The sequence below is a fragment of the Aeromicrobium sp. CTD01-1L150 genome, assembly GCF_041951745.1.
In the GTDB taxonomy this organism is placed as follows: Bacteria; Actinomycetota; Actinomycetes; order Propionibacteriales; family Nocardioidaceae; genus Aeromicrobium.
On sequence record NZ_CP169555.1, the window covers coordinates 421,695 to 441,182 of the forward strand.

The 19,488-nt window shown below is 66.3% G+C and carries 21 protein-coding genes and 1 riboswitch; of the genes, 15 read left to right on the plus strand and 6 right to left on the minus strand.

Features of this window, described 5'->3' with window-relative positions:
* The first annotated feature begins 39 nt into the window (after nt 1-39).
* Nucleotides 40-1,281, plus strand: coding sequence for an ABC transporter substrate-binding protein (locus ACEVFP_RS02035; RefSeq protein WP_375001680.1), 1,242 nt, complete (start codon nt 40-42; stop codon nt 1,279-1,281).
* Between the two features lie 280 nt (nt 1,282-1,561).
* On the opposite strand, the gene ACEVFP_RS02040 is transcribed toward ACEVFP_RS02035, so the two are convergent.
* Nucleotides 1,562-2,257, minus strand: a complete 696-nt coding sequence (locus tag ACEVFP_RS02040; protein WP_375001675.1) for a TetR/AcrR family transcriptional regulator — start codon at nt 2,255-2,257, stop codon at nt 1,562-1,564.
* A 58-nt stretch (nt 2,258-2,315) separates the two neighbouring features.
* Here ACEVFP_RS02040 and ACEVFP_RS02045 point away from each other — a divergent pair, with 58 nt between their 5' ends.
* From ACEVFP_RS02045 to ACEVFP_RS02065, 5 genes are all read left to right on the plus strand, one after another.
* Nucleotides 2,316-3,473 carry an acyl-CoA dehydrogenase family protein gene (locus ACEVFP_RS02045; protein WP_375001681.1) on the plus strand — a complete coding sequence of 386 codons (1,158 nt, stop codon included), beginning with the start codon at nt 2,316-2,318 and terminating at the stop codon, nt 3,471-3,473.
* A gap of 1 nt (nt 3,474) precedes the next feature.
* Nucleotides 3,475-4,683: an acyl-CoA dehydrogenase family protein gene (locus ACEVFP_RS02050; RefSeq protein WP_375001682.1), complete on the plus strand. Its 1,209-nt coding sequence runs from the start codon at nt 3,475-3,477 to the stop codon at nt 4,681-4,683.
* A gap of 250 nt (nt 4,684-4,933) precedes the next feature.
* The gene (locus ACEVFP_RS02055) at nt 4,934-6,163 is read left to right on the plus strand and encodes a hypothetical protein (protein ID WP_375003748.1); all 1,230 of its coding nucleotides are present in this window, start codon (nt 4,934-4,936) and stop codon (nt 6,161-6,163) included.
* A 96-nt stretch (nt 6,164-6,259) separates the two neighbouring features.
* On the plus strand, nt 6,260-6,703 hold the full coding sequence (locus tag ACEVFP_RS02060; protein WP_375001683.1) for a TRAP transporter small permease subunit: 444 nt from the start codon (nt 6,260-6,262) through the stop codon (nt 6,701-6,703).
* 45 nt (nt 6,704-6,748) lie between these two features.
* Entirely contained in the window at nt 6,749-8,218 is a 1,470-nt protein-coding gene (locus ACEVFP_RS02065) for a TRAP transporter large permease (protein WP_375001684.1), read from the plus strand.
* 51 nt (nt 8,219-8,269) lie between these two features.
* On the opposite strand, the gene ACEVFP_RS02070 is transcribed toward ACEVFP_RS02065, so the two are convergent.
* From ACEVFP_RS02070 to ACEVFP_RS02080, 3 genes are all read right to left on the minus strand, one after another.
* Nucleotides 8,270-8,602 carry a putative quinol monooxygenase gene (locus ACEVFP_RS02070; RefSeq protein ID WP_375001685.1) on the minus strand — a complete coding sequence of 111 codons (333 nt, stop codon included), beginning with the start codon at nt 8,600-8,602 and terminating at the stop codon, nt 8,270-8,272.
* A gap of 61 nt (nt 8,603-8,663) precedes the next feature.
* Entirely contained in the window at nt 8,664-9,461 is a 798-nt protein-coding gene (locus ACEVFP_RS02075) for a hypothetical protein (protein WP_375001686.1), read from the minus strand.
* Between the two features lie 35 nt (nt 9,462-9,496).
* Nucleotides 9,497-10,303 (minus strand): enoyl-CoA hydratase/isomerase family protein, encoded by an 807-nt coding sequence (locus tag ACEVFP_RS02080; RefSeq protein ID WP_375001687.1) that lies wholly within the window; start codon nt 10,301-10,303, stop codon nt 9,497-9,499.
* Between the two features lie 419 nt (nt 10,304-10,722).
* Between ACEVFP_RS02080 and ACEVFP_RS02085 the strand changes: the two genes are divergently transcribed.
* The 5 genes from ACEVFP_RS02085 (at nt 10,723) to ACEVFP_RS02105 (ending at nt 13,822) form a co-directional block, all read left to right on the plus strand.
* On the plus strand, nt 10,723-11,181 hold the full coding sequence (locus tag ACEVFP_RS02085; RefSeq protein WP_375001688.1) for a MaoC family dehydratase: 459 nt from the start codon (nt 10,723-10,725) through the stop codon (nt 11,179-11,181).
* Between the two features lie 11 nt (nt 11,182-11,192).
* Nucleotides 11,193-12,410: an acyl-CoA dehydrogenase family protein gene (locus ACEVFP_RS02090; protein ID WP_375001689.1), complete on the plus strand. Its 1,218-nt coding sequence runs from the start codon at nt 11,193-11,195 to the stop codon at nt 12,408-12,410.
* Nucleotides 12,407-13,222: an SDR family oxidoreductase gene (locus ACEVFP_RS02095; RefSeq protein WP_375001690.1), complete on the plus strand. Its 816-nt coding sequence runs from the start codon at nt 12,407-12,409 to the stop codon at nt 13,220-13,222. The genes ACEVFP_RS02090 and ACEVFP_RS02095 overlap by 4 nt, the downstream gene beginning before the upstream one ends.
* Before the next feature lie 93 nt (nt 13,223-13,315).
* Nucleotides 13,316-13,567, plus strand: a complete 252-nt coding sequence (locus ACEVFP_RS02100; protein ID WP_375001691.1) for a type II toxin-antitoxin system Phd/YefM family antitoxin — start codon at nt 13,316-13,318, stop codon at nt 13,565-13,567.
* On the plus strand, nt 13,568-13,822 hold the full coding sequence (locus tag ACEVFP_RS02105; RefSeq protein WP_375001692.1) for a Txe/YoeB family addiction module toxin: 255 nt from the start codon (nt 13,568-13,570) through the stop codon (nt 13,820-13,822). It abuts the gene before it with no gap.
* A 105-nt stretch (nt 13,823-13,927) separates the two neighbouring features.
* Here the strand turns inward: ACEVFP_RS02105 and ACEVFP_RS02110 are convergent, their stop codons facing one another.
* The gene (locus ACEVFP_RS02110) at nt 13,928-14,170 is read right to left on the minus strand and encodes a hypothetical protein (RefSeq protein ID WP_375001693.1); all 243 of its coding nucleotides are present in this window, start codon (nt 14,168-14,170) and stop codon (nt 13,928-13,930) included.
* Nucleotides 14,171-14,235: 65 nt separating this feature from the next.
* Between ACEVFP_RS02110 and ACEVFP_RS02115 the strand changes: the two genes are divergently transcribed.
* From ACEVFP_RS02115 to ACEVFP_RS02130, 4 genes are all read left to right on the plus strand, one after another.
* On the plus strand, nt 14,236-14,454 hold the full coding sequence (locus ACEVFP_RS02115) for an SCO4848 family membrane protein (protein WP_375001694.1): 219 nt from the start codon (nt 14,236-14,238) through the stop codon (nt 14,452-14,454).
* Nucleotides 14,455-14,478: 24 nt separating this feature from the next.
* Nucleotides 14,479-14,775, plus strand: a complete 297-nt coding sequence (locus ACEVFP_RS02120) for a GNAT family N-acetyltransferase (protein WP_375001695.1) — start codon at nt 14,479-14,481, stop codon at nt 14,773-14,775.
* Nucleotides 14,776-14,851: 76 nt separating this feature from the next.
* Nucleotides 14,852-16,795 (plus strand): choice-of-anchor I family protein, encoded by a 1,944-nt coding sequence (locus tag ACEVFP_RS02125; RefSeq protein ID WP_375001696.1) that lies wholly within the window; start codon nt 14,852-14,854, stop codon nt 16,793-16,795.
* Nucleotides 16,796-16,982: 187 nt separating this feature from the next.
* Nucleotides 16,983-18,383 carry a DEAD/DEAH box helicase gene (locus tag ACEVFP_RS02130; protein WP_375001697.1) on the plus strand — a complete coding sequence of 467 codons (1,401 nt, stop codon included), beginning with the start codon at nt 16,983-16,985 and terminating at the stop codon, nt 18,381-18,383.
* A gap of 34 nt (nt 18,384-18,417) precedes the next feature.
* Here the strand turns inward: ACEVFP_RS02130 and ACEVFP_RS02135 are convergent, their stop codons facing one another.
* The gene (locus tag ACEVFP_RS02135; RefSeq protein WP_375001698.1) at nt 18,418-19,089 is read right to left on the minus strand and encodes a flavodoxin family protein; all 672 of its coding nucleotides are present in this window, start codon (nt 19,087-19,089) and stop codon (nt 18,418-18,420) included.
* A gap of 116 nt (nt 19,090-19,205) precedes the next feature.
* Nucleotides 19,206-19,438, plus strand: a riboswitch (cobalamin riboswitch).
* Nucleotides 19,439-19,488: the final 50 nt, after the last annotated feature.

The following is a 19,488-nucleotide window of genomic DNA, read 5'->3' on the forward strand; positions in this document are numbered from 1 at the left end:
ACCGACGAAATTCACACCACCCCCCCGAAGGAGAACGACATGCGTAGAGGTCTCATCAGCGGACTGACCATCGTGGCACTCGCGACAGCCGGGTGTTCGGGAGTCGGAGGGGGTGGTGGCGACGGCCCAGTTGAGATCACGTTCAGCCACTGGGCCCTCACGGCGCCACCGTTCGACCAGTTCACCGAGGTCATGGCCGACTTCAACGCCTCGCAGGACGAGTATGTCGTCAAGCCGGAGAACATCCCCTACAAGGACTACCACCGCACCGTATACACGCAGGCCGGTGCAGGTGAGGGACCAACCATGATCTCCGTGGACAGCTCAGAACTGGCGCAGGCCGTCGACTCCGGGCTCGCCGAAGACATCACCGCCGAGATCGAGATGCCGTCGGATCTGAGCCAGTACGAGGCGAGCCTCGAGGTCGACGGAGCTCGTCACGCGGTGACGTTCACCCGCCACCCGTACGCGATGCTCGTGAACACCGCGATGCTCGAGGAGATCGACGCCGAGATTCCCGAGACATACAACGACTTCGTGGACATCGCGCAGGAGTGGACGGACGCCCCGGACACCTACGGCTTCGCCTTTCGGCACACGACAGCCGACACCAATGGTTGGTGGCTCGACATGAGCAACTGGATCCATGGCGCGGGTGGGTACTGGAGCGACGAGTCGGGACCGACGCTCGATACCCCTGAGGTCGCCGAGGGCATCTCTCGGATGAAGGAGTTCCTCGACAGCGGGATCATCCCCGAGGGAACCGATGCCCCGACATATCGCCGTCTGTTCTGGGAGGGCAAGATCCCGTTGCTGTTCGAGTCCCTCGCCTTCTCCGGGATCTTCGCCGCACAGTCTGAGGACCTCGCCGAGAGCATCGAGGTGCGCAAGCACCCCTTCGCCGAAGACTCCTACGTGTCATCGAACAACCCGGTCTTCGTCAACGCCTCAGCGTCTGATGAGGAGAAGGCAGGTGCGATCGCGTTCCTGAACTACATGCTGAGTGACGACGTGCAGGAGGAGATGGTCGACAGCCTGGCGGGGTCTCTCGTCTCGTCCGATCTTGAGTTCAGTGAGGCGACCTTCGAGAACAACCCTTGGCTGCGCGGGTGGGAAGCAGACAACTCCGGCCTGGATTTCACCCCCCCGGGTGTGGGCCCTGAGTTCCAGAACTTCCGCAAGGTGATCCTCGATCAGATGGAACGTGTCTTCGCTGGCGAGGTATCGGTCGAGGACGGACTGGCACAGGCGCAGGAGGACGCGGAGGCGACTCTCGAGTGAAGTGACCTGCGGGGCCCGCCGACTGGCGGGCCCCGGATGTTCTGGACCAGTGGGTCGGTGCGCGATCGCGCCGGAGAGTACGCGTCGCAGAAGCACGCCTTGTCCGTCCCCTGCTCCGAGATAGGCACCGAGGTTGTCCGGCACCACGATGTTTAGGGTCCCTGCGGCATCCAGACTGGCCAGAGTGGCCTCATGCTAATTCGGACTGACTCGCTGAGCGAGAGCCGTGGGCCAAGTTGGATGGGAACCTCCTGGTCCTTCGGTGGTGGGTGGGTCTGTGTCAGGTGTTGGTTGTTGTGGGGGCTAGTTTCAGTGCGTTGGCCCACAGTTGTGTCGCGGTCTCGACGAGGTCGTCGACGGTGAGTGTTTCTTCCAGCTCCAGTCCGAAGGCGTGCCAGGCGAGGCGTCCGACCATGCCGTTGAGTGCCAGTGCGGTGCGGTAGGGGTCCAGGCTCGGGTCGGCGAGGCCGCGTTCCTGCAGGTTCGCGATGCTGCGGGCGTTGCGTTCTCTGAAGGACTCGCCGCGTCGGCCCTTCATGGCTCGAAAGTGTGGATTGATGAGGGCGACTTGCTCGAAGACGACCATGAGTTGGGCGTTGCGGCGGTATGCCTCGAAGTAGGCTCGGTGGCTTGCCTCGATCAAGGCGACGGGATCGGCGTCCTCGGGAAGGACGCGCTTGATGCCCGGGTGGAGCATGTCGTGCTGTGCGGTTTCCAGGACAGCGGTGAGGATCTCTTCCTTGCTGGAGAAGTAGGTGTAGAAGGATCCGGTGGAGCAGCGGGCCTCGCGGGTGATGTCGGTGAGTCGTGACTCAAGGTAGCCGTCGCGCTCGAAGATCACTCGCGCTGCTGCCACGAGCGCGGCGCGGGTCCGGGCGCCGCGGGCGGTGGTCGGCAGCTCGCGGCTACGGTCCTGCTCGGTGACGAGTGGAGGGTCCTGAGAAGAATCGGATCCAGCTTCCTCGGTCTGCGTCATGGGAAGCAGCATAACTGAATCCGACCTCAAGTCGAATGGTTGACAGGCGTCTCTGCCGTTGAGTAAATTGAAGTCGAGTTCGGAATCATTTTATTCGTACAGCCGAAGAGTAGGAGCCATGGTGGACCTCGCGCTGTCGTACGAGCAGGAGGCGCTGCGTCGCAGCGTGCAGTCGATGTTGGACAAGGAGTCCTCCCTCGCGGTAGTGCGGGAGACGTGTCTCGAGCAGGACGGCTTCGCAGCGGATTTGTGGAGGGTGCTGGCTCAGGAGTATGGGCTTGTCGGGCTTGCCCTGCCGGAAGAACTGGGCGGATCGGGAGCCAGTCTTGTGGAGGTCGCCGTGGTGCAGGAACAGCTCGGGTACCACCTGACGCCGGTTCCGTACCTGGCCACCGTGATTGCAGCCACCGTGCTCGCTCAGCATGCGCAGGACGAGGTGGCTCGAGCTGTCGTGCGCTCGGCGGCTGAAGGAGAGACCGTGCTGGCATGTGTCACCTCTCCGGACCGTGCACAGCTCGAGGCCGACTGGTCCGGGTCCGAGTGGACCGTCACCGGCGATGTCGGTCTGGTGCTGGAAGGTCATTTGGCCGATGCCATCCTCGTGACGGCCCCCATTGACGACACGCCGACTCTTCTGCTCGTACGGCTCGAGGCCGAGACTGTGCAGCGGACCCGCCTCGAGGGACTAGATCTCACCCGAACTGTTGCGGATCTGCGTCTCGACGGCGCTGTTGCTACCGTCGTATCCACCGTTGACGCTCGGGCCGACATTCGGAGCACGGCGGCGGTGCTCCTTGCCGCCGAGCAGGCTGGACTCTCTCGCGCGGCGTTGGACATGAGCACCGACTATGCCCGTACCCGGGAGCAGTTCGGCCGACCGATTGGCAGCAACCAGGCGATCAAGCACCGATGCGCGGACATGTTCGTCTCCGCCGAGTCTGCGTGGTCGACCGCCTACTACGCGGCATGGACAGCTGAGGGCGATCCTGGACAGTTCCGCGAAGCCGCCGTTGTCGCCCGCGCTGTGTGCGCCGAGGCTGCCCGCAATGTCACGGCCGGCTGCATCCAGGTGCACGGCGGTATCGGGTTCACGTGGGAGCACGACGCCCATCTCTTCGCCCGTCGCGCCAAGGCCTCCGGGCTGTTGCTCGGCGACCCCCGCGGTGACCTGGACACGCTCGCCGCCGACCTGCTAGCCCGAGCCGAAGGAGCCTGACATGGACCTCAGGGACGACGTACACGCGACCGAGTACCGCCAGAGGCTTCGGGGCCTGCTCAATGACACCCTTCCGGTCGGCTGGCAGGGCTTCGGGGCCCTGACTGAAGAGGAGCGGGCTGACTTCCTTGTGCAATGGCGGGCCTTCCTGATCGAGCACCGACTGCTCGCGCTGCACTGGCCCGAGGAGTTCGGCGGCGCTGGTCTCACGCCCCTGGAGCAGGCCATCATCCACGAGGAGTTTACCCTCGCCGGTCTGCCTCCCATGCTCAGTGACAACGATGCCTTCGGCTTTCAGTTGCTGGCTAATACGCTTCTCGCGTTCGGTACGCACGAGCAAAAGTCCCACTTTCTACCGCGCATCCGAAGCGGTGAGGACCTGTGGTGCCAAGGGTTCTCCGAGCCGGGAGCGGGATCTGACCTGGCGGGGATCCGAACCAGGGCGCGTCGCGAGGGGGACGAGTGGGTCATCGACGGGCAGAAGATCTGGACGTCTGCCGGCCACCTCGCGAATTGGATGTTCATCCTCGTCCGCACGAATCCCGAAGCCCAGCGACATCGCGGATTGACGATGCTGCTTCTGCCGTTGGACCAGCCGGGCGTCGAGGTCCGTCCAATCCGGCAGATCAACGGTAGTGCCGAGTTCAACGAGGTGTTCCTCGACGGTGCGCGGACATCCGCCGAGAACGTCGTCGGCGAGGTCGATGGTGGCTGGGAGGTGGCGATGGCACTCCTGGGGTTCGAGCGAGGCGAGAATGCCACCGCCATGGCCTTGCGGTTCGAGCACGACTTCGAGCGGCTGGTCGCTCTCGTGGGCAACTGCGGTCGCGGCGAGGATCCCGCTGTGCGTCAGCGTCTCGCCGATGCCTACCTGCGTCAACGGGTGCTCCGGCTGCTCGCGGCACGATCGCTCACCTCGTTCCTGCGCGGATCCCCACCCGGACCAGACGCTGCCATACTCAAGCTGTACTGGTCTGAGCACTGGCAGAAGACTGCCGACCTCGCAGTCGACGTCCTGGGCGACTGCGCGATCGCACCGAGCAATCATCGTCCACACAACGCCGACGGCCCTGACTTCGCCGGAGCGCCCAATGACAGCGGATCGTGGGTTGGTACGTGGCTGAACGCCTTCGCGTCGACGATCTACGCAGGTTCCTCCGAGGTCCAACGCAACATCATCGGAGAACGTGTCCTCGGCCTTCCGAAGTAGCCGAGTGCCATGCAGCCTTACACGTGACAGTCGGTGGTGTGGCGGGCGGAAGAATCCCCGCTCTTCCAGAGAATTCTCACAATCCGACACTCCAGAACAATACATGAAACTTACTTCGAATTCAAGTCTTGTTCTGGGCTGCGCACGGGACTAGCGTGTCGGTGTACCGGCGTGGTGGGCCCATTCCTGTCGAAGCTCACCCCCTCCCGCTGGAGCGATCCTAGGAGTAGCCATGAACAGCCTGCGGTTCATGAACAGCAAGCGATTTCGTCAACAATCACGAACGGTCGGCCTGGGCGCAGTCGCTCTGCTCACTGCCGGAGCTCTCGCCGCCTGCGGGCCTGAAGGCGCGTCGTCCGGGGGTGAGCTGGAGGAGGTCACGCTGACCTGGGCCGAGGCTGTTGGCCCAGAGCATTGGTCTGCCAAGGGGATCGAGGCGTGGGTGGACGCTATCTCCGAGGAGTCGGACGGGCAGATCGAGGTCGAGATCGCCTACTCGGGTGCCCTCGGCCCGGCTCCTGAGCACAGCACGATCATCGGAGATGGCGTGGCTGACTTCGGGCCTGTGTACTTCACATACGAGGAGTCCAAGTTCCCCATCTCGAGCTGGATGGGCTCGCTCGCGTGGGACCACGAGACCAGCCCGGTGCTAGGTGATCTGCAGACCCTGGGCACCTCGCTGGAGCACGGATTCAGCGATGAGTTGCGAGCTGAGTTCGAGGATCAAGGATTGGTGCCCATCCTGCCGAACCTCCAGTCCATCGCAAACAACGCCCTTCTCTGCACGGAGCCCGTCGTGGACCTCGAGGACGCCAAGGGTCTCAAGGTTCGTGCGCCGAACTCGAGCATCGGAGCGGAGGCCACGGCGCTCGGGATGACACCCACGTTCATCTCCTCGCCAGAATCCTACGAGGCCCTGCAGCGCGGCGTGGTGGATTGCAGCCTGTCCCACCCCCGGGATGCCATCGCCTTCGGGCTCTCCGAGGTCGCGCCCCACATGTCACTCTCCTCTGAGGGCGGATTCACAGGATTCATCGGCACTGGCGTCTACTTCAACGAGGATCGTTGGGACGAGCTGCAGCCGGAAGCCAAGGAGATCATCTGGAACACCGCGCCGGAGCATCTCAAAGGCCAGCTCGTTGCTGGGTTCACTCAGGACGTCGAGGCGCTGGAGTCAGTGGAGTCGCTCAACACCTACGAGCCCGAGCTGCTGGACGCGCTCTCCGATCACCAGGGAGGTGTTCGTGACTCTCTCACCGACAGCATCCCCGGGGGCCTCGATGTGGAAGCCGCCGGAGCATTGATCGGCAACTTCGACGAGACTTCTCAGAAGTGGCTGGACGCATTGAAGGAGCAGGGCTACGACGAAGGACCCCAGACGTGGGACAGGTACGTTGAGGCCTACGGCGACGAGAAGCCCGACGTCACGGGATTCCTTGAGCTCGTCCAGCAGGTCATGGACGAGAACTCGCCACTGTGAGTTTCGTTCGCCACGCCGCGAAGGTTGGCCATGCGCAGAGCAATTGACCACGCCACGAGCATCTGTCTGATCGTCGGGTCGGCCGCTGTCGCCGTCATGATGCTGCACGTCGTCGCGGATACGGTCCTTCGCACGGTCGGCAGACCGTTACCGTCGACGATGGACATCGTGTCCTACTGGTGGCTCGTGCTGATTGCCTTCATGGGCTTGGCGGGCGCGGAACGCGCAGACGCCCATCTGCGCGCACCCGTCCTTTTCGAGCGGGTCATTCCAGCCCACCGACGGCACTGGTCCATCGTGGCGGTCGTCCTCGCAGTGGGTGTGACGTCGGTGATCGCCTTCCTGACATTGCTCGACGCGCTCGAGGCGGCGGAGATTCGAGAGGTGACGGGGGCTGTGCGGACGGTGGTCTGGCCATTGCGGTTCGTCGTCCCCCTGGGGTTGACCTTCTATGCCCTGCAACTCCTGCTGCGAGGGGTCGACGTGCTCAGGCCACGTTGGGCGCCCGACGTGCCGACACGAACCGGCGAACTGGTATGAGATTCGACGGCTCCGTGTCTCGGCCGTCGAGGACGGAGACAAGTCATGAGTGACCTCCCCAGCCTCGAGGAGAGGTCCACTCCTGAGGTCACGCGTCGAGGTCGCGGCTTCTCGCTCGGTGTCAGCGGGGTGCTCTACGTCGTGGCCGCGTTGTCCGGTTCATTCATCTTCCTCGTGGACGACCGTGCCTGGCAGGGCGGACTCGCGCTGATCCTCATGTTGGCGCTCATTGCTCTGAATGTGCCGATCGGCATCGTTCTCATCCTCACCTCGGCCCTGGGACTATGGGGAATCTCGGGCTGGAACGTGGCCTCGAGCACCTTGCAGACCACGCCTTTTGACGCGGTCAGCAGCTGGACGCTGTCCGTGCTGCCCATGTTCATCTTCATGGGATTCACGCTGTGGCGTGCCGGCGTCACCGAGCAGCTCTACTCAGTCGCCCAGCTCTGGTTCTACTGGCTCCCCGGCGGTCGCGCGGCGACCACCAACGCGGTGGGCGCCGGCCTCTCCGCTGTGAGCGGTTCGACCTTGGGGATTACCTATGCCTTGGCTCGCATCGGCCTTCCAGAGATGTTGCGCGCCGGGTACAGCCCGCGCTTTGCCACCGGTGCGGTGCTGACTGCTGGCACCGTCGGCCAGCTCATCCCGCCGAGCATCCTGATGGTGGTGTACGCGGGGATCGCGACGGTGCCCGTCGGCCCCCAGCTCTTCGCCGGCGTCGTCCCCGGACTGATCCTGGCGGCAGGCTATGGGGCGCTGATCATCGTCCTCGCTGCGCTCAAACCCAGCCTGGCGCCGCGGCTCGACGATGAGGCCGAGCGACGATCGGGACGCCTTCGAGCCACCGCAAGGATCTGGCCGGTTCCGGCACTCATGGTCTTGGTGGTCGGTGGAATCTTCGGTGGGTTCTTCACTCCCACGGAAGCCGGGGCCTACGGTGCGCTGGGATCTGTGCTGATCGCAGCCGGACTGCTCGGGATGCGGGCGTTTGTGGACGTGCTTCGTCGAGCCACGCTGGAGACGGCCATCACCACCGCCAGCATCATGCTCCTGATCATCGGTGCCACGATGATGACGCGGATGCTCTCACTGAGCGGTCTGACACGGGAGCTGACGACGTACATCGGATCCCTGGAGATGTCGCGCGTCACCTTCCTGTTGCTCCTGATCGTCGTCTATCTCATCCTCGGGATGTTTCTCGAGTCGATGGCGATCATGCTGCTCACCGTTCCGATCATCCTGCCCATCCTCGCCCTGTTCGACGTGAGTCCACTGTGGTTCGGCGCGTTCGTGGTGCTGCTCGGGGAACTCGCGCTCATCACCCCACCCGTGGGCATCCTCTCCTTCGTGGTCGCACGGATTGCAAAGGAACCGGACATCGCCGAGGTTCGTGAGGTCACGCTGTCCGACGTCTTCCTGGGAGGGCTGTGGTTCCTCCCTGTCACACTCGCCGTCCTCGTGGGAATGATTCTCTTCCCGGGCATGGTCGAGTGGCTGCCCAACATGATGAGGTAGCAGGCAAGCGGGGGTCCGGCACCGAGCAATGAAGCTGCCCGAGCGTCCGGGTCACGAATCCGGGTGATCGGCCTCCGTCGACAGAGCGACGTGGTCGCCGACTGGATCCATGATGAGGATGTGCGGGCCAGACAGCAGTGAGCTCTTCAGCGCGCGGCCGAGAACGCGGAGGTTCGGGTTCGCCTTGTGCCGTTCGACGGCCTCCTCCGAGTCGTACGTCTCGAACAAGACGTAGTCGACGTCGGACCCTCGCACCTTCTGCAGGTCGTAGCGCAAGCAGCCAGCGTCGGCGAGGAAGGCTGCACGGGTGTTCGCGAAGGCCGCCTCGAACTGCTCGTTGGTGCCGTCATGGATGGTGAATGCGACAGAAGCATTGATCGTCATCAGAGTGTTCCTTCATCATCGTGGTGTGACTTGATCGAGCGGACGTCCGGTGGTGTCTATCTCAGCGAGGGACGGACACGATATGCACGCCACAGAAGGTGAACTGCGACCCTGTGACCTCATAACCCTTCGAGCGCGCGCGCCCCAGGACCGACGCCGGGTCCGCGGTCTCGATGGTCAGGCGGGTGAAGGCATCGACAGGCCCGGGCACAAACCGGTCGACTCCGCCACCGTCGAGCTGGATGGTTGTCCCCTGGTCGTCCTTCTCGACGGGCTTGCCCATGAGGGAGCCCCACGTTGCCGCCATGGCGTCGGAGTCAGAACTGGTGCACTCGGCGCCGACGATCCTAGGTAAATCGTCGCCCTGCACCTCGTCGTGCCAGTGGATCCCGGCGGGGGCGTAGGCGCCGAAGAGCTCCTCTCCGCCGTCGGTCTGGTTGAACTCCAGTAGGGTCCCGCCGACTGAGTGTGGGTGGAGCTGGAGGTGTCGGAAAGAGTCGTAGCCGTACTCCGGAAGGTTCTTCTCTGGGTCACGCAGCTCCGGGGTGCTCTCGTAGGCGATCCGAATGCCTTGCTCGTCGACGCGTCGACGGATCGCCTCGTACTCGTCGGTGTCGTGGATCACCATGTAGCCACCGCCGTCCGGGTGCTTCGCGAGGAAGCGGGTCGCCGTGGTGCCTTCTTTGAGCGGCGCGATGAGTTCCACGAAGGTGCCGCCGAAGCCGAGAAGCGCGTTCTCCAGGCCGAAGTCGACGATCATTGGATCGCGGTAGGCGATGCGAACGCCAAAGATGTCGGCTAGCTCATCTGCGTCGGCAATGGTGGGAGAGGCAATGCATACTTGTCGCAGTCGAATCATGGTGACGTCCTTCGTGAGCGCGGGTGATGGATGGTTCACTCTCCGGTGAAGTGGGGCTCTCGTCGTTCGAGGAAGGCATTGGCGGCCTCGACGAGATCTGCGGTGCGTGAGCAATCGATGTGCCTCTCCGCCTCGGTCGCACTGGCTTCGGCGAACGTCAGGTTCGCTGCGTCTGCGAAGTTCTGCTTCAATCCAGCCAGCGCTCGCGGCGCCTTCCGCGCGAGGTCGACCGCCAGGGCTTCCACGCGTTCCTCGAAGTCTTCCGGAGCGTGCACAGAGGTGACGAGTCCCCAGGCCGCAGCTGTCGAGGCGTCGATCTTTTCGTTCAGGAAGGCCATCTGCTTCGCCCTTGACTCTCCGACGAGCTTCGTCAGCAGCCAGGTCCCGCCGAAGTCGCCTGACAGTGCGGCGTCGACAAAGGCGGACCGGAAGATCGCAGTAGTGGTGCTGATACGCAGGTCGCAGGCTGCGGCGAGGGACAGTCCAGCCCCGGCGCAGGCTCCATTGACAGCCGCGATCGACACCGCATGCGACGACCTGAGAAGTTCCGAGACACGCATGTGACGATGGAGCTTCTCGATCGCTGCGCCTCGTGACACGGACTCGGCCTCGCCGAAGCCGCTGAAAGCTTGGAGGTCGCCGCCGACACAGAATCCACGACCGGCTCCTGTCAGCAGGATGACACGGATACTCTCGTCGGCCGCGACGTCGGCGGTGAGCTCCACGAGCCTGTCGAGCATGGGATCGCTCATCGCGTTGAGCCGCTCCGGGCGGTTGAGCGTCAGGCGCGCGATGCCCTCCGACCGCGTGAGAATAACGGGATGTTCTGGTTCGACCTGCACTGACGCTTCTCCTCGCGTGGTTGGTCCTGCGCCTCCGCTCGTCGCCAGTGAATCGCTACCTGGAAGCGAAGTCAAGTTCAATTTGACACATGACATCGGACTTGACCGCTGCGGCGGCCGGATGTGCGGACCTCAATTTTGCCCATGGGGCGGCGGTCGGCCTGGGCACTGCAGTGGAGGCGCTCGTCGTCGCTGGCCACGATCCAGCGCGAGTCAGACCCGATGGGAGCGGCCATCTGAGGTGTCGATGCCAAGGCCTGCAGGACGGTGCTGATGTGCCCTCGTCGCTCTGCCGGCATCGTGAACTCAGATCCTCGATGCAGGCTGGCAGGCGCTTCGCGTGTCGCGGTCTGGTCAAACGGCGGCAGGCGCCCTACAGTTCCTACTAAGCAAGCGCTTAGTCCACCTCGGAGGTTCGCATGGCCCGCGTGTTCGACAGTCTCGACGACTTCAAGGCAGCTGCCGGGCAGGAGCTCGGTACCAGTGACTGGGTCACGGTGACCCAGGAGCAGATCAACACCTTCGCCGATGCCACGGGCGACCACCAGTGGATCCACGTCGACCCCGAGCGGGCGGCCTCCGGCCCCTTCGGCGCCACGATCGCCCACGGGTACCTGACGCTCTCCCTGCTGCCGGTCTTCTCCGCCGACATCTACTCCGTCCAAGGTCTGGCGATGGGCGTCAACTACGGCGCCAACAAGGTCCGCTTCCCCAATCCCGTCCCAGTGGACTCGCGTCTGCGCGCCACGGCGACGCTCAAGGAGACGAGCGACATCCCGATCGGCACGCAGGCGGTCATCACCTTCGTGGTGGAGCGCGAGGGGGCCGAGAAGCCGGTGTGCATCGCCGAGGTCGTCTACGTGATGGCCTCGGCCTGAGGAGGGAGATCATGCACTTCGCCTTCGACGACACCACCAACGAGCTCATCGGCCGCCTCGAGGCCTTCATGGACGAGGCCGTGTACCCGGCCGAGCCCCTGGCCCACGAGCAGATCGAGGCACTCCTGACCGAGGACCGGTGGGACCCGCCTGCCGTCCTGGAGGACCTCAAGTCGCAGGCCCGCGAGCGCGGCCTGTGGAACTTCTTCCTCGCCGGGCATCCGGAGGAGGGCGGCCTGACCAACCTGCAGTACGCGCCGCTGGCCGAGATCACCGGTCGCAGTGGCCACCTCGCCCCCGCTGCCATCAACTGCGCCGCACCGGACACCGGCAACATGGAGGTGTTGACGATGTTCGGCACCCCGGAGCAGAAGGAGCAGTGGCTGCGTCCGCTGCTGGACGGGCAGATCCGCTCCGCGTTCGCCATGACCGAGCCTGACGTCGCCTCCTCGGACGCCACCAACATCGAGCTGTCCATCGTCCGCGACGGCGACGAGTACGTCATCAACGGCCGCAAGTGGTGGATCACCGGGGCGATGAACCCCAACTGCCAGGTCTTCATCGTCATGGGCAAGACCGACCCGTCAGCCGAGCGGCACCGCCAGCAGTCCATGATCCTCGTCCCGCGCGACACCCCCGGCCTGGAGGTCGTGCGCGGGATGCACGTCTTCGGCTACCACGACCGTGACCACGGCGGTCACGCGGAGCTGCGCTTCACCGACGTCCGCGTCCCCGCATCCAACCTGATCGGCGGTGAGGGCGAGGGATTCGCCATCGCCCAGGCACGTCTCGGGCCCGGTCGCATCCATCACTGCATGCGCTCCATCGGCCTGGCCGAGCGCGCCGTGGAGATGATGTGCGAGCGGGCACTGTCTCGCAGCACCTTCGGCAAGCCGATCGCCCAGCAGGGCGTCGTGCAGGACTGGATCGCGGAGTCCCGCGTCGAGCTGGAGCAGCTGCGTCTGCTGGTGCTCAAGACCGCCTGGCTCATGGACACCGTGGGAAACCGCGGCGCCCACAAGGAGATCCAGGCGATCAAGATCGCGACGCCGAGGACCGTCGAGTGGATCCTCGACAAGGCCATCCAGGTGCACGGTGCCGGTGGCCTGAGTCAGGACTTCCCGCTCGCGGAGATGTTCGCCGGCATCCGGACCTTGCGCTTCGCCGACGGCCCCGACGAGGTCCACAAGGCGTCCCTGGCTCGTGCCGAGCTCAAGAAGCACCGATGAGTGCAGTGTCGGTCCAAGGCGCGAGCGCCGTCGTCACCGGGGCCGCCGGTGGCATCGGGCAGGCCTTCGCCCGACGTCTGCTCGAGGCCGGTGCCGACGTCGTGCTCGGTGACGTCGACGGTGACCGCCTGGACGAGACCGCCGACGCGCTGGAGCAGCAGTTCGGTGAGCGCGTGCACCGTCGCGCGGTCGACGTCACGAGCGGGCCTGGGGTCGCCGCGCTGCTCGAGGCCGCGCCGCGACCGGTGGACCTCTACGTCGCCAACGCCGGTGTCTTCCGCGGCTTCGGGTTGGAGGCGACGCCGCAGGAGTGGGCCGCCTCGTGGGACGTCAACGTCATGGCGCACGTCGAGGCCGCAAGGAGCCTGGTCCCGCGCTGGATCGAGGACGGTTCCGGCGGCTGCTTCGTGAGCGTCGCCTCCGCGGCCGGGTTGCTCACCCAGCTCGGCTCACCCACGTACTCGGTGACCAAGCACGCAGCGGTGGGGTTCGCCGAGTGGCTCGCCGCCTCCTACGGCGACCGAGGCGTCCAGGTGTGCTGCGTGTGCCCGATGGGCGTGCAGACACAGATGCTCGAGGAGGGGCGAGAGAGCGACGACGCCGACGCGACCCTCGGGATGCGTGCCGTGACCACGGCGGGCATCCCGATCGAACCTCTCGACGTCGCCGACTCCGCGCTGTCGGCGGTGGCCGACGGCCGGTTCCTCGCGCTCCCGCACGAGGACGTCTCTCGCATGTGGACGCAGAAGTCCGCCGACCCCGACCGATGGCTCGCGGGCATGCAGCGGTTCCGTCGCTCCCTGGAGGGCTGAGGCAGACACCGCCTGCGCCGGATCGTCCGGAAGGTTGCCGAGTGAGTGGTACCATAAAGACGTACCACTCGTTCATCGGAAGGGAGTGGCCAGATGTCCATCAGTGCCAGCGAGGCGCGCAAGACGCTGTTTCCGCTCATCGAGCGCGTGAACGATGACCGCGACGCTATCGAGATCGTCTCCCGCAAGGGGAACGCCGTTCTCATGCCCGCAGACGAGTACGCGGCGTGGAAGGAGACCGCTTACCTGTTCCGTTCGCCCGCCAACGCCCGCCGTCTGCTGGATGCGTACGAGCGCGCCACTGCGGGTGAGACCGAGGTGCACGAGCTCGATCGGGGCGAGTGATTGCGTCTGGTCTGGGACCGGTCCGCCTGGGAGGACTACCGCCACTGGCAGACGGCGGATCGTCGGGTTCTCAAGCGGGTCAACGCGCTCATCGACGCCTGCCTTCGGGAACCCTTCGACGGTATCGGCAAACCCGAGCAGCTCAAGTACGGCGCACAGGGCGCGTGGTCCCGCCGCATCACTGATGAGCATCGGTTGGTGTATCTCGTCGACGGCGACGACCTGGTGATCCTCCAGGCTCGGTTCCACTATTGAGCTGCTAGGGCGACAGTATCCGCGATTCGAAGGACCTCACCCACGCAGCCAGTCCGTAGCGGTGGATCAAGGCTGAGTTGCCGACGCGGGGTGCAGGCTCGACCCTCAGTCGAGGGTCCAGTAGCGCTCACCGGTCTCGGCCGGGCGGTTGCGCAGGAAGAGCCGCACGGCTGACGGGAGAGCGAGGAGCGCAGCCAGGACCGCGATCGCCGCGTACGCGAGGAAGATCCACAGCGGCAGAACCTCCCGGCTCACCAGCTTGAGGGGCAGCAGCGCCAGGACCGCGACGCCGACCACCGTCGCGATGCGCACGGCATCACGTCGGTGACGGGGTTCGATCTCGCCCATACCCCATGGTCACAGTGCCGGGTGAGCAGAAGATGAACAACCCCGCGACGCCCTAGACTCAGGGCATGACGCTGCCCATCGGCTGGACACTGCTGCTCCTGGTCGTCGCGGCCTGGAACCTGCTCGTCTTGCCGCAGTTCCTGCGACGAGTCATGCGTGACTCGCGCGCACGCGATGAGTCGGGCAGAGCGACCCGCTTCCTGACCGTCCACGTCGTCCTCGTCACCATCTCTCTCACGCTCGCCCTGGCCGTCGGCGTGCTGGGCCTGCTGACCCTCTTCTGACCATTCCCGAGCATCGGAGCAACCATGAGCGAAGACCCCACCATCACCGTCGTGCAACACACCAAGAAGCCTCGCTACGAGATCATCGTGGGCGGCGAGATGGTCGGCTTCACCCAGTACGAGGAAGCCGGTCACGGCGTGCACCGTTACGTGCACACCGAGATCGATCCCGAGCACGGCGGTCACGGCTATGCCGGCATCCTCGTGCGGTCGGCGCTCGACGCCGAGCGTGAGGCCGGGCACCGGGTGCAGGCCCAGTGCCCCTACGTCAAGAAGTTCATCCAGGATCACCCCGAGTACCAGGACCTGCTCGACGACTGAGCCTGCGCGCGTCGGGTCCGATCGGCGTTCACCTGGTGCTCGCCCGGCGGTCATCCGGTCTGCCTAGCCTCCCGCCGTGCCCCCTTTCGCCCGGCGGATCGCCGCCATCGCCGTCGTCCTGCTCGTGGTGCCCGCTGCCGCCGCCGGCGCCGTCGAGTCCCCCCACGTCCACTCCGCTGATGACGCGGCCCTGTCCGTCGAGCCGCTCGGCACCCACCGGACCGGCCTGTTCGACGTGAGCGCCGCCGAGATCGTCACGTTCCATCCGGCCACGCAGCGCACCTTCGTGGTCAACGCCGAGTCCGGCACTGTCGACGTGCTCGACGCCTCCGATCCCGGCGACCCCACGCTCGAGACATCGCTCCAGATGGCCGGCTCCTCCGCGGCCGACGGCTCGACGATCCCCACGGGCGCCGTCGCCAACTCCGTCGCGATCCGTGACGACGGGCTGGCCGTCGTCGCCGTGGAGTCCGACGTCAAGACCGACGCCGGCTGGCTCGCCTTCCTCGACGCCGGTTCGCTGGACGTCCTCGGGGCCGTCCGCGTCGGCGCCCTGCCGGACATGGTCACGGTGACCCCCGACGGCACTCGTGCCGTCGTCGCTCACGAGGGAGAGCCGGCCGACGACTTCAGCATCGATCCCGAAGGGTCGGTCGGTGTCGTCGAGCTTCCCGACGCCGTTGCCGCGTCCGAGCAGGAGTCGGTGCGCACGGCGGACTTCCGTGCGTGGGACCCCGACGGAGACCGCACGCTGCACGAGGACGTCCGCGTGTTCGGGCCGGTCCTCGACGAGGGCCGCCGGGTGTCCACCAACCTCGAGCCCGAGTACGTCGCCGTCGACCCGGCCGGCGACGTCGCCTACGTGGCGCTCCAGGAGGCCAACGCCGTCGCGGTGGTGCATCTCGACTCCGCCACCGTGACCGACATCTGGCCGCTCGGCCGCAAGGACCACTCGCAGCCCGGGCAGGGCCTGGACCCCTCCGACCGTGACGACGCCATCGCCATCGATACCTGGCCCGTGCTCGGCATCCACCAGCCCGACGGCATCGAGGCCTACTCCGCCGACGGCCAGACCTATCTCGTCACCGCCAACGAGGGCGATGCCCGCGAGTGGGGTGACTACGTCGAGGCGGCCCGCGTCAAGGATCTCGGCACAGACGACCTGGCGCCCATCTGCACGGACAGCCCGGCCGCCGGCCTCACCGCCGACGAGCAGCTGGGAAGACTCAACGTCAGCATCGCCGACGGGCTCGTCGATGACGGTGACGGCGGCGAGTGCTACGCCGAGCTGCACTCGTTCGGCGCCCGCTCGTTCTCCATCTTCACCGCCGACGGCCAGCAGGTCTTCGACTCCGGCGACGAGTTCGAGCGGGTGGTCGCCGAGGCGATACCCGAGTACTTCAACTCCAACCACAGCGAGTCCAACCTCGAGGGTCGCAGTGACGACAAGGGCCCGGAGCCGGAGAGCCTCGACATCGGGACGGTGGGCGATCGCACCTATGCCTTCATCGGGTTCGAGCGCGTCGGCGGTGTCATCGTCTACGACATCACCGAACCCCGCGACGCCTCCTACGTCACCTACGTCAACAACCGGGACTTCTCGGTGTCGGTGGAGGATGCCGATGAGCCCGAGACGGTGCTCGACGCCGCGGGGGATCTCGGCCCCGAGGGCATCGAGTTCGTGGCGGCGGACGACTCACCGACCGGCGAGGCGCTCGTCGCCGTCGGCAACGAGGTCTCCGGCACGACGACGTTCTACGGTCTCACCGACCTCACTCCGGGAGACGCCGGAGAGGACGGAGGTGGGAACGACGGTGGCGGGAACGACGGTGGCGGGAACGACGCCCAAGGCTCCCCGGAGCCTGAGCGGGAGTCGGCACCGGGGGTCGAGGCATCGGCCGGTTCTCCCTTGCCGGACGCCGGAGCCCCGGACCTGCTGATCCTGATGCTGATCGGCCTGGGTGCGCTCGCCGCCGGGCTCCTCGCCATGACGGAGCGGCGTCGCGAGCAGGGTGACTGAGGTGTGACGCGAGGCACCGCGTCGGACGAGGGTCGATGGGGTGCCTCGCTGCTAGACTGACAGCGCTGCCACGCAGTCCGCGAGCGCAGCCCCTCGCCCGACCTCCCGCCGGACATCGCGTCCGGCCAGTCAGCGCCAAGGCGCCCAAGACATCACAGTGGTACGGGCCCCATCGTCTGAGAGCCCCGTGAACCACACCCCCGACGGCCGTGCGCCGTCCACTGCCCCCCGTCCGTCCGCCTTCACCGATCTGGGTCTTCCCAAGCCCATGGTCAAGGCACTCGCCCGAGAGGGCATCACCGATCCCACCCCCATCCAGCAGGCCGTCCTCCCGTCGGCCCTCGCCGGTCACCACGTGCTGGGCCGCGCCAGGACCGGATCCGGCAAGACGCTGGCGTTCGGCATCCCGGTGCTCGACCAGCTCGCCGGCGGTCAGCGACGCCCCAAGGCCCCGCGCGGCCTGATCCTCGTCCCGACCCGCGAGCTCGCCAACCAGGTCCAGCGTGCCCTCGCTCCCTTGGCGACGGCGCTGCACCTGCGGGTCGGCACCGTGCTCGGCGGCGTCCCGATCAACCGTCAGATCAAGACGCTCAAGGACGGCGTCGACCTGCTCATCGCCACCCCCGGCCGGCTGACCGACCTGATCGAGCGGCGCGTCTGCTCGCTCGACCACGTCGAGATCACCGTCCTCGACGAGGCCGATCACCTGTGCGACCTCGGCTTCTACAAGCCGATCGACGCGCTGCTGGCCAAGACGCCCGCTCAGGGGCAGCGGCTGCTGCTCTCGGCCACGCTCGACGGCGACGTCGACAAGCTGGTGCGTCGTCACCTGCCGCAGCACGTCCTGCACGAGATCGAGCCCGCGGTCACCGACGAGGGCACCATGGAGCACCACGTCCTCATCAGCGAGCGGAGCGAGAAGATCGCCACCGCCAAGCGTCTGCTCCGGCAGAACCCCCGCACCATCGTCTTCGCCCGGACGCGGCGCGGCGCGACCCGTCTGGCCAAGCAGCTCACCACGGGCGGCATCGACGCCGTCGACCTGCACGGCGACCTCAACCAGTCCAAGCGGGAGCGGAACCTGGCACGCTTCAGCAACGGCTCGGCATCGGTCATCGTCGCCACGGACATCGCCGCGCGCGGTATCCACGTCGACGACGTGCGCCTGGTGGTGCACTACGACGCTCCCGCCGAGCACAAGGCCTACACCCACCGTTCTGGACGCACGGCTCGCGCCGGGGAGTCCGGCACCGTCGTGACCATGACGACGCCCGAGGACCTGCGTGACGTCGTCATGCTGCAGAACAAGGCGGGCGTCACGGCCCGCCACCACCGCGCCGACTCGGCACCCGATCCCATCACCCCGGAGGCACTGGCCACCAGCGGGTCCGTGCCCGAGCCGCAGCACCACGGCGGCGGACGCAAGCCGTCCGGCGGCAACAACAGGCGCCAGGGTGGTGCGGGTGGCCAAGGTCGCCGCGGACCGAACGGGCAGGCTTCCGGTCAGGGCAACCGCAACCGCAACCGCAACCGCAACCGGAACCGTCGTTCCGGTTCCGGTGGACGCTCGCCCCAGCCCACTCGCTGAGCTCGGCCATCGAGTACCTGACGCGCCCGTCGGGTCAGGTGCGGGTGTTGCCGACGGCCGGAAGGCCGCCGACCTCGCGCAGCAGGCGCGCTACGTGCATCAGGTTCCAGGACATGATCCGCACGTTGCGTCGGGTGAAGTCGTTCTCCGGTCCGCCGGAACCCTCGTCGAGGTAGGAGGGCCCCGGGCCCGCCTCGCCGACCCAGCCCGCGTCGATCTGTGGCCCCACGATGTAACCGAGGTGCTGCAGCGAGTAGGTCAGGTTCATGCCGGCGTGCTTGATGCCGTCCTCGTTGCCGGTGACGACGATGCCGCCGACCTTGCCGTAGAAGATCGACTGGTCCTTGGCGTTCAGCTCGCCGGACAGCGCGTACAGCCGCTCGACCACGCGACTGCAGACGCTGGACTTCTCGCCCAGCCACAACGGTGTGCCGAGCACCAGGATGTCTGCGTCGAGGACGCGCGGGTACAGGTCGGGCCACGCGTCGTCCGGGAAGCCCAGCTCACGCATGTCCGGCTGCACGCCGGGCGCGATCGGGTGGTCGACCGCGCGGATGAGGTCGACCTCGACGCCCTCGGCACGCAGGATGTCGGCGCTCGTCTCCATCAGGCCCTCGGTGTGCGAGAGCTGGGGCGACGGCTTGAGCGTGCAGTTGACGTAGACCGCGCGCAGGGGCGAGGAGGAGTTCTCGTGGTGGTCCGGCATGTCAGGCCTTTCGTCGAGGCGGGGAGCAGAGCCCAGTCTGCCTTCTTGAGTGGATTCGGCACCTTTGCCTGAGTGGCACAACATGTAGGGGGTTACATCGGTGTCATTCGGGGTATATGGTGGTTCATGCAGCTGGTTCGGCGCCCAATCAGCAGGATCGAGAGGGCGTCGTCGCAAGAGGGAACCTGGTGAGAGTCCGGGACTGCCCCCGCAGCGGTGAGTGGGAACGAACAGCGCCACACAGCACTGGGTCTGAGGATCCGGGAAGCGGCGCCCAGTAGGCGAGAAGAGTCGACAGACTCCCTCTGGCCCACGAGTCCGAAGACCTGCCAGTGCACCGCGGCCCCGACGGTCGCGGTGGTCCGCGGCCTCGTGGGAAGGCCAGGGGATCGAAGCCCT